This is a genomic window from Entomomonas asaccharolytica, assembly GCF_016653615.1.
GTDB lineage: Bacteria > Pseudomonadota > Gammaproteobacteria > Pseudomonadales > Pseudomonadaceae > Entomomonas > Entomomonas asaccharolytica.
Window position 1 is genome coordinate 261,395 of record NZ_CP067393.1, and the last position, 15,001, is coordinate 276,395.

Annotated in this window: 13 protein-coding genes; 6 read left to right on the plus strand and 7 right to left on the minus strand. The window is 37.2% G+C overall.

What is annotated here, in order from left to right; translation table 11 throughout:
• Nucleotides 1-42: 42 nt before the first annotated feature.
• Nucleotides 43-951, minus strand: a complete 909-nt coding sequence (hflC, locus tag JHT90_RS01235) for a protease modulator HflC (protein WP_201093116.1) — start codon at nucleotides 949-951, stop codon at nucleotides 43-45.
• The gene (hflK, locus tag JHT90_RS01240; RefSeq protein ID WP_201093123.1) at nucleotides 951-2,180 is read right to left on the minus strand and encodes an FtsH protease activity modulator HflK; all 1,230 of its coding nucleotides are present in this window, start codon (nucleotides 2,178-2,180) and stop codon (nucleotides 951-953) included. The genes hflC and hflK overlap by 1 nt, the downstream gene beginning before the upstream one ends.
• A 161-nt stretch (nucleotides 2,181-2,341) precedes the next feature.
• Here hflK and JHT90_RS01245 point away from each other — a divergent pair, with 161 nt between their 5' ends.
• On the plus strand, nucleotides 2,342-2,791 hold the full coding sequence (locus JHT90_RS01245) for a DUF192 domain-containing protein (protein WP_201093125.1): 450 nt from the start codon (nucleotides 2,342-2,344) through the stop codon (nucleotides 2,789-2,791).
• A gap of 28 nt (nucleotides 2,792-2,819) precedes the next feature.
• Here JHT90_RS01245 and ilvD read toward each other — a convergent pair whose 3' ends face one another.
• Together ilvD and serB are read right to left on the minus strand one after the other, a co-directional pair.
• The gene (ilvD, locus tag JHT90_RS01250) at nucleotides 2,820-4,658 is read right to left on the minus strand and encodes a dihydroxy-acid dehydratase (RefSeq protein WP_201093127.1); all 1,839 of its coding nucleotides are present in this window, start codon (nucleotides 4,656-4,658) and stop codon (nucleotides 2,820-2,822) included.
• Between the two features lie 262 nt (nucleotides 4,659-4,920).
• Nucleotides 4,921-6,141, minus strand: a complete 1,221-nt coding sequence (serB, locus tag JHT90_RS01255) for a phosphoserine phosphatase SerB (RefSeq protein ID WP_201093129.1) — start codon at nucleotides 6,139-6,141, stop codon at nucleotides 4,921-4,923.
• Between the two features lie 119 nt (nucleotides 6,142-6,260).
• Between serB and JHT90_RS01260 the strand changes: the two genes are divergently transcribed.
• The gene (locus JHT90_RS01260) at nucleotides 6,261-7,763 is read left to right on the plus strand and encodes a histidine kinase (RefSeq protein WP_201093130.1); all 1,503 of its coding nucleotides are present in this window, start codon (nucleotides 6,261-6,263) and stop codon (nucleotides 7,761-7,763) included.
• Between the two features lie 47 nt (nucleotides 7,764-7,810).
• Here JHT90_RS01260 and JHT90_RS01265 read toward each other — a convergent pair whose 3' ends face one another.
• The gene (locus JHT90_RS01265) at nucleotides 7,811-8,599 is read right to left on the minus strand and encodes an oxygen-binding di-iron domain-containing protein (protein ID WP_201093131.1); all 789 of its coding nucleotides are present in this window, start codon (nucleotides 8,597-8,599) and stop codon (nucleotides 7,811-7,813) included.
• A gap of 364 nt (nucleotides 8,600-8,963) precedes the next feature.
• On the opposite strand from JHT90_RS01265, the gene pcnB reads away from it, so the two are divergent.
• Both pcnB and folK read left to right on the plus strand, forming a co-directional pair.
• Nucleotides 8,964-10,334: a polynucleotide adenylyltransferase PcnB gene (gene pcnB, locus JHT90_RS01270; protein ID WP_201093134.1), complete on the plus strand. Its 1,371-nt coding sequence runs from the start codon at nucleotides 8,964-8,966 to the stop codon at nucleotides 10,332-10,334.
• Nucleotides 10,327-10,812, plus strand: a complete 486-nt coding sequence (gene folK, locus JHT90_RS01275) for a 2-amino-4-hydroxy-6-hydroxymethyldihydropteridine diphosphokinase (RefSeq protein ID WP_236254001.1) — start codon at nucleotides 10,327-10,329, stop codon at nucleotides 10,810-10,812. The genes pcnB and folK overlap by 8 nt, the downstream gene beginning before the upstream one ends.
• Nucleotides 10,813-10,992: 180 nt before the next feature.
• Here folK and proB read toward each other — a convergent pair whose 3' ends face one another.
• The gene (gene proB / locus JHT90_RS01280) at nucleotides 10,993-12,108 is read right to left on the minus strand and encodes a glutamate 5-kinase (RefSeq protein WP_201093137.1); all 1,116 of its coding nucleotides are present in this window, start codon (nucleotides 12,106-12,108) and stop codon (nucleotides 10,993-10,995) included.
• A 206-nt stretch (nucleotides 12,109-12,314) separates the two neighbouring features.
• Between proB and JHT90_RS01285 the strand changes: the two genes are divergently transcribed.
• The gene (locus JHT90_RS01285) at nucleotides 12,315-12,815 is read left to right on the plus strand and encodes a hypothetical protein (protein WP_201093139.1); all 501 of its coding nucleotides are present in this window, start codon (nucleotides 12,315-12,317) and stop codon (nucleotides 12,813-12,815) included.
• 125 nt (nucleotides 12,816-12,940) lie between these two features.
• Nucleotides 12,941-13,498, plus strand: coding sequence for a chorismate--pyruvate lyase family protein (locus JHT90_RS01290; protein ID WP_201093141.1), 558 nt, complete (start codon nucleotides 12,941-12,943; stop codon nucleotides 13,496-13,498).
• A gap of 21 nt (nucleotides 13,499-13,519) precedes the next feature.
• Here JHT90_RS01290 and JHT90_RS01295 read toward each other — a convergent pair whose 3' ends face one another.
• Nucleotides 13,520-14,941, minus strand: a complete 1,422-nt coding sequence (locus JHT90_RS01295; protein WP_201093143.1) for an FAD-dependent oxidoreductase — start codon at nucleotides 14,939-14,941, stop codon at nucleotides 13,520-13,522.
• Nucleotides 14,942-15,001: the final 60 nt, after the last annotated feature.

A 15,001-nucleotide genomic window follows, 5' to 3' on the forward strand; every position in this document is an offset into this window, starting at 1 on the left:
AGATAGAAATAAATAAGGGGGTATTTTACACCCCCTTGTTAATTATTCGCTAACTTTCTGTAAGTAGCGGAAAAAATCAGAGTTGGGATCAAGTACTAGCACATCGTTTTTGTCTTTAAAACTTTCACGATAGGCTTGTAGGCTACGATAGAAGTTATAGAATTCTGGTGCTTTAGAATAAGCGTTAGCATAGATGGTTGCCGCTTCGGCATCGCCCTCACCGCGTATCTCTTCAGCATTACGATAAGCTTCTGCTAAAATAACTTGTTTTTGACGATCTGCTTCTGCACGAATTCTTTCAGCAGCTTCACGTCCTTCCGCACGATATTTTTGAGCTTCACGTTCACGCTCAGTACGCATTCTGGCGAATACACTGTCATAAACTTCTTTAGGTAAATCAATCGCTTTAATTCTTACATCAAGCACTTCAATACCTAACTCTTTTTGAGCCATTTTATTAAGCGAATCGGTTACTTGTTCCATCACTTCATTACGGCCACTGGCAGATTTGCTAGTGGATTCTGTTAATTCGCCAGAATCATTCACTAATTCGTTAAGGGTTTTATTACCAAATTGATTACGTAATGCAGCATCTAAACGGCGACCTAAGCGTTCATCGGCGATAGCTTTTTCACCACGTACACTGGTGTAGAATAGTTCAGGATTAGAAACTCTCCAGCGCGCGTAGGCATCAACCATAACAGATTTCTTTTCTTTAGTAAGAAAACGTACATTGGGTGTTTCTAGCGTTAGTAGACGACCATCAAAAAGTTTAACTTTATTGATGATAGGCCATTTAAAATGTAAACCTGGCTCTAAATTAGATTGTTCTATTTCTCCAAAGCGCAATAAAATGCCTTTTTCTGTTTGTAAAACAATATAAAGTGAGTTCCAAGCAAAAATAACAAGTAGGAAAACAAAGACTAAAGGAAAAAGTAATTTATTACTCATTAGCGGTTCCCCCTTGTTCTTAAGTCTGTGCTAGTAGGTCTTTGGCTACTAGTATCCATAGGTGGATTGTATGAGTTAATACCAGTGCTAAAGTTACTATTAGCAGTAGAGTTGTTGGTTGGTATAGCTGGTTGATTATTCATTAACTTATCGATAGGTAGATAAAGCAATTGGCTTTGTCCATCTTTACCCGTAACTAGGATTTTACTGGTTTTGGTAAGTATTTCTTGAATAGTTTCAAGGTACATACGTTCTCTAGTTACTTTAGGAGATTGTTGATAAGCCGCTAGTAATTTTTCAAAGCGAATTGCTTCACCTGTCGCTCTATCAGCAATGGCTTCACGATAACCAGTAGCTTGCTTTTCGATACGTGCTGCTTCACCACGAGCATCAGGAACAATACCATTTTGGTAGGTTTCTGCTTCGTTCTTTAATTTTTGTTGCTCTTCACGGGCACGAATTACATCATCAAAAGCAGATTGAACATCTGATGGCGCTGTGGCGCTTTGGATATTTACTTGCGTGACTTGAATGCCTGTTTCGTACTTTTCAAGCATTTTTGTTAATTCTTCTTGAATATCACCCGCCATTTTTTCACGGCCACTCGTTAGGATATCATCCATATTAGTTGAGCCTGCTACTTGCCTTAAAGCACTGTCAGTAGCATTTTCTAGGCTTTGCTCAGGGGCATCATTTTTTAGAACGAATTTTTCTAGATCAATAATACGATATTGAACAGTGAGAGGAATTTCTACAATATTCTCATCACTGGTTAACATTTGTCCATGTTTGCTGTAAGAGCGTTCTGCAGTTACATTGACCTGAAACTTAGTATCTATAGGAGGAAAATAGATATGTAGGCCAGGTTTAACAGTATCATGGTATTTACCAAAGCGTAAAATAACAGCTTCTTCTTGTTGATCTACTACATAGATCGCCTTAGAAAGCCAAAAACCAATAATAACTACAATGATAATTAAAATAATAGGTAAGATAGGAATTGCAAAGTCACCACCACCATTATTTCGACCTGAGTTATTATTAGAGGTTTTTTTACCGCCTAAGAATTTGTTAAAAGACTCTTTGACTTTACGTAAAGCTTCATCAAGATCAGGCGGGCCATCATTGCCACCATTGTTTTTAGGTGGTTTGCCCCAAGGATCTTGATCACGATTTTTATCTTTATCATTATCGTTGTTATTTGAATTACCAGGCTCATTCCAAGCCATAATTCCTCCCAAAATATAATTAATGCCAGTAGTTGTTTATTATGGCATGAAAGAACATATTTAAAAGAATGAATTATAGCAAAAATAACTATTATATTGCCGAAATTTATTGCAAAGTATGTTTTATAATAATTTATAAATGGTAATAGGATTGATAACTAATGAAATTAGTAAAGTATTGGTTGATTATTGTTCTAGGGGTAATATCGCAAGCAGTAGTAGCGGAGAATAGTCAGCTTACTTTTGCTAAGCAATTATTAACAATTAATGGCATTAAATTACAGGTTGAATTAGCGGCTACTGAACAACAGCGCCAACAAGGGTTAATGTTTCGTAAAAGCATAGAGGCGGGGCAAGGCATGTTATTTTATTTGGATGAAGACTCAATGCCTTGTTTTTGGATGAAAAATACTTATATACCATTATCATTGGCCTTTATTGATAAGCAGAAACAGATTGTACAAATTGAACAATTACAGCCAGAAAGCCTTAACCATGTATGTGCCATGCAGCCTATTAGCTATGCATTAGAGGTGCCACAAGGATGGTTTAGTGAACAAGGAATTGATATTGGGATGTTGGTAGAAGGAATAAACCATCCTATACCTTAATATTTAGCTATAGGATGGTTATATTAAATTAACTATCTAGTAGCTGCTTATTACGTACAGCACCTTTGTCTGCACTGGTTGCTAATAAAGCATAAGCTTTAAGTGCGGTACTGACTTTTCTTGCTCTTGGTGCAGCAGGTTTCCAACCTTTTTGTTGTTGTACTGCGCGACGATTAGCCAACTCTTCGTCGCTAACAAGAAGTTGAATAGAACGGTTAGGAATATCTATTAATATCTTATCACCGTTTTGTACCAAACCAATATTGCCACCTGATGCTGCTTCTGGTGAGGCATGACCGATAGATAGGCCAGATGTACCACCAGAAAAACGTCCATCAGTTAATAAAGCACATTGCTTGCCTAAACCTTTGGATTTAAGGTAACTGGTTGGGTAGAGCATTTCTTGCATACCTGGCCCACCACGAGGACCTTCATAGCGAATAACCACTACTTCGCCTGCTTTTACTTCGTCAGCTAAAATACCTTTAACAGCCGCATCTTGGCTTTCAAATACATGGGCGGTACCTTCAAAACGTAAGATAGAATCATCTACTCCAGCTGTTTTAACTACACAACCATCTTCAGCAAGATTGCCATATAGTACTGCTAGTCCACCATCTTTAGAGTAGGCATGTTCATAATCACGAATACAACCCTCAGTGCGATCTAGGTCAAGACTAGGCCAACGGGTTGATTGACTAAAGGCTTGCTCGGTACGTATGCCAGCAGGACCTGCTTTAAAGAAAGTATGTACAGCTTCATCATTAGTTTGGCTAATATCCCATTGTGCAATAGCATCTGCTAAGGTTTTGCTATGTACAGTATTAACAGAGGTATCTATTAGTTCTGCTTTAGCTAATTGGCCTAGAATACTAAAAATACCACCAGCACGATGTACATCTTCAATATGATATTTCTGCACATTAGGAGCAACTTTGCAAAGCTGTGGCACTTGGCGAGAAAGCTCATCAATGACTTTCATATCAAACGCGACTTCACCTTCTTGAGCAACAGCTAGTAAATGTAGAATGGTATTGGTAGAACCGCCCATTGCAATATCAAGTGTCATCGCATTTTTGAAAGCAGCTAAGGATGCGATATTGCGTGGTAATACGGAGCTATCGTTTTGTTCATAATAACGCTTGCAAAGGTCTACGACGAGATGAGCAGCATTAACAAACAACTGTTTACGATCTGCATGAGTTGCCAAGGTAGTACCGTTGCCAGGCAAGGATAAACCTAGTGCTTCTGTTAAGCAGTTCATAGAGTTGGCGGTAAACATTCCAGAACATGAGCCACAAGTAGGGCAAGCGCTACGCTCATATTCTGCAACTTGTTCATCTGTATAGTTATCATCAGCGGCAATAACCATTGCATCAATTAAGTCTAGATTATGGTCTGCTAACTTAGTTTTGCCAGCCTCCATTGGGCCACCAGACACAAAAACTACGGGGATATTAAGGCGTAATGCCGCCATTAGCATACCAGGTGTGATTTTATCGCAATTAGAAATACAGACTAGGGCATCTGCGCAATGGGCATTAACCATGTATTCTACAGAGTCAGCAATAATTTCTCGGCTTGGTAGCGAATACAGCATGCCATCATGTCCCATAGCAATACCATCATCAACCGCAATAGTATTAAACTCTTTGGCGACACCGCCTGCTTTTTCAATTTCACGGGCGACCAGTTGGCCTAAATCTTTTAGATGAACATGGCCTGGTACAAACTGGGTAAACGAGTTAGCCACAGCAATAATTGGTTTACTAAAATCTTCATCTTTCATACCCGTTGCACGCCATAAGGAACGGGCACCCGCCATATTACGGCCTTGGGTGGATGTTTTGGAACGATAGTCAGGCATTGAAAGCTCCTGTTTTCACGGCAATAGTTTAATTATTAACGTGAGTGGATTAGTAAATACATTGTTAGGTAAACAAGGGTATTTAATCCTAATCATGCGATACATTCGGGGTAACCAACTTACTCGTAAAACTCACAATCACAGTAGAATAATGGATAAGTATTCTACAACGGTATTGCAAAACAACATACAACTTTATCTCGTTATTTATAGGATTAACATTTATTGTGAAGTTTCCTAGTAAATAATAAGATTTAATTGTTTAATCAATAGGCTGTTGTTGTGCTTCTCTGTCTCGATAGCCTAATAAATATAAAATGCCATCTAACCCTAGGTTAGAAATAGCTTGTTTAGCTGATTGTTTAACCAATGGTTTGGCTCGGAATGCAACACCTAACCCTGCAATACCTAACATCGGTAAGTCATTTGCTCCGTCACCTACCGCAATGGTTTGTTCTAAGCTTATGTTTTCTTTTATCGCTAACTCTTTTAATAGGTTAGCTTTTCTTTGCGCATCTACAATAGGCTCAATAGCTACACCTGTTAATTTGCCATCTACTATTTGTAGTTCATTGGCATAGACATAATCAATGCCTAGTTTTTGTTGTAATTTTTTAGCGAAGTAGCTAAAACCACCTGAAAGAATGGCTGTTCTATAACCGAGCTTTTTAAGCTCATCAAATAAATTTTCGGCTCCTTCAGTTAGTGGTAGATTATCAGCTATTTCCTCTAATACAGTTTCAGGCAGGCCTTTGAGTAACGCTAAGCGTTCTTTAAAGCTTTCTTTAAAATCAATTTCACCACGCATAGCTCGTTCAGTAATAGCCGATACTTGCTCACCAACGCCTGCTGCTTTGGCTAGCTCGTCAATGACTTCTGCTTCAATAAGGGTTGAATCCATATCAAATACAGCTAAGCGACGATTACGGCGATAAATACTGTCTTGTTGGAAAGCAATATCTACACCTAACTCAGCACCTACATTTAGGAATTCGGCTTTCAATTTGGCAGTATCTGCTTCACCACGAACGGAGAATTCAATACAGCCTTTACTGTTTTCTGGCGAAGTACTAAGAGGAATACGACCAGATAAACGGTCTATGTGATCAATATTAAGATTATGAGCTGCTGTGATAGTACTTACTCGACAGAGTTGTTCAGCAGTAACTTTACGAGTTAGTAAGGTTACAAGATGACGTGGCTTACCTTGACCAGCAACCCAAACATGGTAATCTTGTTCAGAAATAGGAGTAAAGCGCACTTGCTGATCTAGTTCGTAACCACAGAATAATACATCTTTTAGAACATTAGAATCGCTATTATCAGGAAGCTCTACAAGAATACCAAAAGATAGTGTGTTATGAATCACTGCTTGGCCAATATCAAGAATTTGCGCCCCCCCAGCAGCTAACACACCTGTAATTGCTGCAGTAAGTCCAGGACGGTCTTCTCCAGTAATATTAATTAAAATAATTTCACGCAATCTACAATCTCCAACACTGTAAAGCACAAATTTTTACTATTTTAACTTGTTTAAGGGCTTTCCCCAAAAAAAAACGCTCGTTATACTAATATATTCCTATTTTTAAAAGAGTTTTGCTTGTGAAACAGCAACAACATGCTAAAAAAGACAATCTTTTTTTATATTCCAACCAAACAATACGACAAAAACGTGTCTCTCTCGTTGCAAGTTTGATCTTGCAATGTTTGTTAGTGTTAGCTATTGCCTTTGGTGTTTACGCTTGGTTGGTTAATGATCAGTTTAAACTTTCAATGCGTCAACAGGCTGATGCGGTAGGGCAAAGTTTATTAACTCAAACTGCCGAAAGGGCAGCGGAGTTATTAGCCATTGATGATAAGTTAGGGCTGAATATTCTGTTAGGTTCATTGGCTAAAAATCCATTAGTTGCTGATGTGGGTATTTATGATGGTGAAGGTAATGAGTTATTTCGTGCAGGGCTCAAACAGTTTACTCACACCAATAAAACAGACTTATATAAAGAAAAATTAGCTGTCCAAAAACAGCCAAATGTTGAATTACGGCTAAGGTTAAATCATCAGCAGTTTCAGTTACCTTGGGTGGTGAGTATTGAGCGTGCTATTATTATTGCAGGAATTTTACTGGTTGCTGTGTTAATTTTTATCTTTAGATTAGGTCGTAAAATTACTGTGCCAATTGCTCAATTACGGGAGTGGGTGAGGGATCCCGTTATGCCCGTTCCCGCTAGTGATCGTCAAGATGAAATAGGCGCTTTAGCGAGGGAGTTACAAACTAAATTAATTACAGCTGAAGAAATTGAAGCATATTACGCACAGTTTATTGAGCCAGAGCCTGAGGTGGTTGAAGCTGAGGTTGTGAATATTAAACAGGCTGAAGATGAGTTAACAGATAGTAATTTTGATCAGTCCTTTCTCGATGAAATTGCTTGTTTTGACAGCGCAGAGAGTACTGATAAAGATATAGCTGTTGCTAGTGATTCACTGGCAACAGATAAACAAGAGTCAGAAAGTGCTGTAACTATACCACCGCCTACACAAACTGCCGTATTGTATATACGATTGGGTGGGCAAGATAAATTAAAATTATTATCCAAAGAGCGATTAATTAATTTATTACAGCGTTATCGTGATTGTTTAGATCAAACTGTACGTATTTATAAAGGTGAAATACATACTTTAAATGATGGTAGTAGTTTAGTGCTATTTCATGGGCGGGGTAATGATACAGATACTTATTTAACCCATGCCATCTGTTGTGGTGAATTAATGCGTGGCTTAAGCCATGAATTACAAGTTGAGCTAGCTGATACTAATATTACTCTATTGTTGCAAATAGCGTTGGCACAAGGTACAGATTTATTAGGGTTAACACCTCAAGAGTTATTAGAGAATGCAACTATTAAATTAGCTCAGTCATTGGTTGATCATAGCCGTAATTTATTATTAATGGATCAATCTGTTGCAAGTGACGAGAGGATAGGGATTTTAGCTAAGATTAGAGGATTAGCTAATCCAACAGATACCTTTTGTATTGAACGTGTGTTAGAACCTTATGCTGAAGTGCTTGAAAAACAGCTAAGAAATATGCGTAATAATAAATTGTAGACAATAAAAAAGCTGCTTAATAAGCAGCTTTTTTATATTAGATAAGACTATATTTTTGGTATAACATAGTTCTGTTGAGTGATTAAGTCCACACCGCACTCTAAGTTTTCAAACCAATTGATAAACTTATTAACCATTTCTTTACCTTTGAATGGGCGACCATGCTGAGGAACCATCATTTCAATATCTAAACCACGAATCATACTTGCCCAATAGCGACCGATTTTGTTACTAATCATGTAGCGTTGGTGGAAGCCAAGCATATTTGGTAAGTGTTCTTCAAAGTTCGTAACGGGCTCTGCATCATCTACAATAGATGCACCTAAGTCACCAGAGAATAAGATTTTACTTACAGGATCATATATTTGGAAGTTACCTTCCGAATGTAGGAAGTGTGCGGGTACAGCCATTAATTTAGTATCACCTAAAGGAATAGCACCACCTGCATCAGGTAATTGAATGATACGTTCATAAGTGTTAATGCCATGGCTATTAGAAAGATAGTTAGCCACTAAGTGAGGTAAGAAACGCGCCCATAACTTAGAGCAAATAACACGTGCATTAGTGTGTAATAACCATTTGTCTAAAGATGCCACGATATCTGGATCTTGATGAGATGCAAAGATATAAGTCAAATCTTTTAGGGCTAAATGCTTAGCAATCTCTAAAGTTAAAGTGGTATAAGTTAAATCTCCACCTGGATCAAGGAGGATAGCCTGATCACCGTCTAAAATCACAAATTGATTAGACTGTACACCACCACCTGTAACAAGGTTATCAAAACAGACACACTTATGGGTGCCATTATCAAATAAAGTAATCGGATCGCGTCGCATGAGATACCCTCTAAAAATGTCTCATTATTTAATCATTTACTTGAGTAGAGGTTATGACATAAGTCAAAAGCATTACTCATCTATCAAATATGTTGCGCAAGGCTCTATACAATAGCTTACAAATGATTTTATTGGTATAGCTTAACTCAAATTAATATATATTTATACAGTGTATTGTTATAATTATCGATAGTTATTTGTTCAAATTGTGAAAAAAGTGTGAAATTTAAATAACTAGTTGACTATAAGCAAACTTTTTTTAAATTATAACTTGTTATTTTCATAGTCTAATTTTTATAAATGAGGTATTTGGTTGTTGTCTCTGCTATTAAAACTTATCCAAAATAAAGTGTATTAATATTTTATGTTGAAAAAAATATTCAAATCTGTAGATAGCCTTTTTAAACGCTCTGATAAGCCATCAGAAAGTGTTCAACCATTACCCCAAAAAAAATATATATTAGAACAAGAACATATTAGCAAAAATGCGTTAGAAACCATTAAAAAACTTCATAAAGAAGGTTATGAAGCTTATTTAGTGGGGGGGTGTATCCGTGATTTATTACTTAGTTTACGTCCTAAAGATTTTGATGTGGCTACCAATGCAACCCCCGAACAGGTCAAGAGAATTTTTCGTAACTCAAGAGTGATTGGTCGTCGTTTTAAATTAGTTCATGTTTTTTGGGGTAGAGAGACTATAGAAGTAGCGACTTTCAGAGGTCCACACAGTAAAGATGATATTGCAACGGATGCATCGCAACACAGTAATGGTCGGATATTACGTGATAATGTCTATGGCTCAATGGAGCAAGATGCAGCGCGACGAGACTTTACGATTAATGCGTTTTATTATGATATTGTAAAAAAACGAGTTGTGGATCATGTAAATGGTTTAGAAGATATTAATAATAAAGTAATTCGTTTAATAGGCAATCCACAAAAACGTTATCAAGAAGACCCCGTAAGAATGTTACGGGCGATCAGATTTGTGGCAAAGCTAGATTTTTCTATAGCCCCCGAAACTGAGCAACCGCTTAATCAGCTAGCTTATTTGTTAGCAGATATTCCTGCTGCTAGGTTATTTGATGAGGTATTAAAATTATTTTTATCTGGTAATGCAGTAAAGATATTTACACTACTTTGCCAATATAATCTATTTCGTTATCTATTCCCTTTGACAGCAGAAGTTTTGGCTAAATCGCCGCAGGCCGAAAAGTTTATTCAGCAAGCTTTGATTAATACGGATGCAAGATTAAATAGTGGAAAAACAGTTAACCCTGCTTTTTTATATGCTAGTTTATTGTGGCCAGTATTATTAGAGCGATTGGGCAAACCAATTTCTGAAAAACTCCCTAATCTGTTAGATTTACACGATTTAGCCAATGATATAATTGTTGAGCAAAGTAAATATACAACTATTCCTAAACGCTTTGGTATACCGATGCGTGAGATTTGGGAAGCACAAATTAGGCTGACCAGACGGCAAGGTAAAAAAGCAGATGCTTTACTATTACACCCTCGTTTTCGTGCAGGTTACGACTTTCTGTTATTAAGGGAGTCTATTGGAGAGGATACAGAGGGCTTAGGTAAGTGGTGGACAGCTTATCAACAAGCTGATGATCAGCAAAGACGAACAATGATTCGGCAAGTAAATGGAGATAAAAAGCCAAATCGAAGAAAACGCCATTACTATAAGCCCAAAACAAAGGATAAGGCAGAGGGAAAAATTGACTAAGCAACTTGTTTATATTGGTTTGGGTAGTAATTTACAAGATCCTGTTAGCCAGTTAACCACAGCATTAACAGCCTTAGCTAATCTGCCTAATACTCAATTAATTAAGCAGTCTTCGTTATATATAAGTGATTCATTGGTAGAAGGTCAGCCTCAATATATTAATGCTGTTGCTTGTTTAGAAACAAGCTTGGTCCCAGAAGTATTTTTGGATTATTTACAGCAAATCGAAAATAAACATGGAAGAGTTCGCACAGAACGATGGGGAGCGAGAACCTTAGATTTAGATATAATTCTCTATGGTAATCAACAAATTAATACAGAGCGTTTAACAATACCTCATCCACAAATGGCTTTGCGTTCCTTTGTACTAATCCCTTTATTAGAAATAGCGCCAGCAATTTGTTTGCCAGATGGCAGAGCAGTGACTGATTTACTGGCCGATTGTCCTTCACAAAATTTGCAAAGGTTATCAAGTTAATGTTTATCAATATAATGATACTGATCCTAGTTTTAGGTATCAAACTCGTTAAGGTTGTTAGGTAATGAGTGAAACGAACTTAACTTATTATTACTTAACATAACTAAAGCAAAAACTAGGCTTAATCAAATATACTTTCAAAAGAGTATTTTGTGCAAAGCTAATAATATGGCTAATTTCCTAGTTAATAATTAAATTATCTTTATGAATAAGTTCTGGCTCATTGATAAAACCTAAAACTTTTTCAATTTCATCTGAGCTTAAACCGATAATTTTTTGTGTCTCTGTAGCGTTGTAGTTAATCAGCCCTCTGGCGATTTCCATACCTTCTAAATTAGTACAGGCAACCATTTCACCACGTCTAAAATCACCTTCTATATTTTTTACACCCACAGGAAGTAAACTTTTATGATATTGGGTGAGTGCAGTTACAGCGCCGTTATCAAGTGTTATTTTGCCTTTAACTTGTAGTTGCCCTGCTAACCACTGTTTGCGAGCTGCAATAGGTGATTGATCAGGTGTTAGTAGCGTTCCTATACGTTCACCTTGTTGTATTCTGGTAATGACTTGGGGAATGGTGCCACCGATAATAATGGTATTTGTACCAGAACGAGCAGCAAAACGGGCTGCTCTAAGTTTAGTTTGCATACCGCCACGACCTAAGTTACCTGCACCTCCAGCAACATCATCTAAGCTAGGATCATTAGCTTTAGCTTCGTAAATTAACTGAGCATCTGGATTATTACGTGGATCAGCATTAAACATGCCATCACGGTCAGTAAGAATAACTAATAAATCTGCTTCAACTAGATTAGCTACCAATGCAGCTAGGGTATCGTTATCACCAAAACGAATTTCATCGGTAACTACCGTATCATTTTCATTAATTACAGGAATAATATCTAAATCGATTAGGGCTCTTAAGGTACTACGGGCGTTTAAATAGCGTTTGCGATCAGATAGATCATCATGGGTCAGTAAGATTTGGGCTGCTTGGCAATTAAACTGATCAAAACAGTTTTCCCAAGCTTGCACGAGTACCATTTGACCAATAGCAGCCGCTGCTTGCAGTTGGTGCATTTCTTTAGGTCGAGTATCCCAGCCTAGTTTACTCATGCCTGCAGCAACAGCGCCTGATGAAACTAATATAAGTTCAATACCTTGATTTCGTAAGGCAACCATTTGTTCAACCCAGCCACGCATAGCATTTGGATCTAGTCCTTTACCATTAGCAGTAAGTAAAGAGCTACCTATTTTTATAACCCAGCGTTTGGTTTGGGAAACTATTTGCCGCATGATTGTTAATATCCTAAAAATACAAATCCAGAGTTTATCTATTTTATACTTTATAAAAAGAAATAATAAGGTGGTTTGGTATGGGATAAAGCAATTAATTTTATTATTGTAAAACAATTGTTTTAATTTTTAAATGGGTTATTATTAATAATAATGAGTTAGCTATAGTAGTAAGTGATTTGTCCATATAATATAGGGAGTATAAAGTGACAAGGGCTTTAATCATGTTGTTATTACTAAGTTTGACAGGTTGTACAACATTTAAAACAAACGCAATATTGGAGCGTTTTGAAACACCAGATGAAGTAATAGCTGTAATAGGTGAGCCTAGTTATATACTAGATAATCGTTATGTATGGCGTTTTAATACTGAGACTCGAGAAACTGTTTTTCGAACGACTCCCTATACTACCTTTGAAACGAAGTATATTAATGGCCAACAAATGATGGTTCCTAAAACAAAATATCGCTATGAAAGTGAAAGCATAGATGTGATTAGGAGTTGTGAGTTAATATTAGTAGCAGATAATGAGCAAAAACTGATTTTTAGAGAGGCAATAGGTAATTATTGTAATGGGCTTTATAATAAGAAATTAAGTAATTATTTGATGGATCAAGGCAAGTTAAGTAAAGCACATATTTTAGTTCACGCTTTAATATTTATAGTAAGTGTTGCTGGTGCCTATGGATCATTGGCAGGGAACTAGTGATATAATTTACGCTCTAATATTTATCAATAATAATCATGTTATCACTCGTCAATACTCAGTATGCACTATACAATATTTGGTGCTATACGTAGTTCATTACTAATTTCACAATAAAGTAATTTATGAATAATAATTCGTTAACAATTAAATGGCGTACCCAGCCAGAGTTACATGAGCAACTCGCAGAACAAGAAGCTGATTGGCTATTTAATGAAGATTCTCTTACCCAAAGATTAACAGCAATTAGTCAACAACAATTCTCTATTGAGGTATTACTGGAAGAGTGGCAGACATTACGTCAAGATGAATACCAAAAGCTTGCAGCCCCTACTGATAAGAAAGGTTGGGTTAGAGAGGTATTTTTAAAAGGCTGTGGTGAGCCTTGGGTTTACGCGCGTAGTGTTGCTTTACAAACTGATTTAAAAAATGATCAATATGATTTAACTAATATTGGTGAAAAATCATTAGGCTCTATATTATTTATTGATAAGACTTTTCAAAGAACACCCCTTGAAGCAACGCGATATCCTGCTGAGCTATTACCAGCAACTCATCAGTTTCAAAACTTATGGGGAAGGTGGTCAAGTTTTATTAATGACGAAGTCAATGTGATTGTACAAGAGATCTTTTTGCCTGCTTTTTGGCAAAAAATACAAGAGCAAAAATTAAGGGCAATATAATCATTGCCCTTTATAGAGAGATTAAACTTTTAAGAAGTTTAAAATACCTTCAGCAGCTCCACGACCTTCTGCAATAGCAGTCACTACTAAATCAGAACCCCTTACCATATCACCCCCTGCAAATATTTTTGGGTTATTGGTTTGGTATTGATAAGGACCAGTTGCTGGCGCAACTACTCTGCCTTGGCCATCTAAGTTAATTTTATATTCCTCAAACCAAAGTGCAGGACTAGGGCGGAAACCAAAAGCAATAATAACTGCATCAGCAGGTAATATTTCTTCTGAGCCTGCAATAGCGACAGGTGAGCGGCGACCTCTAGCATCGGGTTCACCTAATGCTGTTTCTACAACTTTGATACCTTCAACCTTGCCATTACCAATAATCTCAATAGGTTGACGATTAAATAAAAATCTAACCCCTTCCTCTTTAGCATTTTTTACTTCTTTGCGAGAGCCAGGCATATTTTCAGCATCTCGACGATAGGCACAAGTAACCGATGTTGCGCCTTGACGAATAGAGGTACGAGTACAGTCCATAGCGGTATCACCACCACCTAATACAACCACTTGTTTACCTTGCATAGAGATAAAGTGATCGGCAGATTTCTCAAAGCCAAGGTTATGATTAACATTAGCAATTAAGAAATCTAATGCATCATAAACACCTACTAAGTTTTCCCCAGGAAAGCCACCTTGCATGTAAGTATAAGTACCCATACCCATAAATACAGCATCATATTCGTCCAGTAGCTGTTGTATAGAAATGTCTTTACCAATTTCGGTATTAAGACGAAACTCAATTCCCATCTCTGTAAAAATCTCACGACGACGACTCATTACAGTTTTTTCTAATTTAAATTCTGGAATACCAAAAGTAAGCAGTCCACCGATTTCTGGGTTACGGTCAAATACAACAGGCGTCACGCCATTACGTATAAGTACATCTGCACAGCCTAAGCCAGCAGGGCCTGCACCAATAATAGCTACTTTTTTACCTGTGGCTTTAACATGAGAAATATCTGGACGCCAGCCCATAGCGAAAGCAGTATCACTGATATATTTTTCTACTGAACCAATAGTAACAGCACTAAAGCCTGTTTGATTTAGTGTACAAGCTCCCTCACAGAGACGGTCTTGCGGACATACGCGACCACAGACTTCTGGTAAGCTGTTAGTTTGATGAGAAAGTTCAGCTGCTTCAAATATACGGCCTTCTGCCACCAGCTTTAACCAATTAGGAATGTAGTTGTGAACAGGGCATTTCCATTCACAATAAGGGTTGCCACAATCAAGGCAACGCTCCGCTTGTTCTGTAGCACGTTCTGGTTCAAAAATATTATAGATTTCAATAAATTCTCTTTTACGTTTACCTAAAGCTTTTCTTTTAGGTTCTTTACGTAATACGTCAAGAAACTGGAAGTCGTTATGTATATGTTCGCTCATTTACAACCTCGTTACCGCAAGGCGGTAGTAATTAAGGTGAGTGATATTAACCACTCACTT

What these genes read in the sequence shown, in the direction of transcription:
- hflC (WP_201093116.1), bottom strand. Translation starts at nt 951, where the DNA reads ATGAGTAATAAATTACTTTTTCCTTTAGTCTTTGTTTTCCTACTTGTT.
- hflK (WP_201093123.1), bottom strand. Translation starts at nt 2,180, where the DNA reads ATGGCTTGGAATGAGCCTGGTAATTCAAATAACAACGATAATGATAAA.
- JHT90_RS01245 (WP_201093125.1), top strand. Translation starts at nt 2,342, where the DNA reads ATGAAATTAGTAAAGTATTGGTTGATTATTGTTCTAGGGGTAATATCG.
- ilvD (WP_201093127.1), bottom strand. Translation starts at nt 4,658, where the DNA reads ATGCCTGACTATCGTTCCAAAACATCCACCCAAGGCCGTAATATGGCG.
- JHT90_RS01265 (WP_201093131.1), bottom strand. Translation starts at nt 8,599, where the DNA reads ATGCGACGCGATCCGATTACTTTATTTGATAATGGCACCCATAAGTGT.
- pcnB (WP_201093134.1), top strand. Translation starts at nt 8,964, where the DNA reads ATGTTGAAAAAAATATTCAAATCTGTAGATAGCCTTTTTAAACGCTCT.
- proB (WP_201093137.1), bottom strand. Translation starts at nt 12,108, where the DNA reads ATGCGGCAAATAGTTTCCCAAACCAAACGCTGGGTTATAAAAATAGGT.
- JHT90_RS01290 (WP_201093141.1), top strand. Translation starts at nt 12,941, where the DNA reads ATGAATAATAATTCGTTAACAATTAAATGGCGTACCCAGCCAGAGTTA.
- JHT90_RS01295 (WP_201093143.1), bottom strand. Translation starts at nt 14,941, where the DNA reads ATGAGCGAACATATACATAACGACTTCCAGTTTCTTGACGTATTACGT.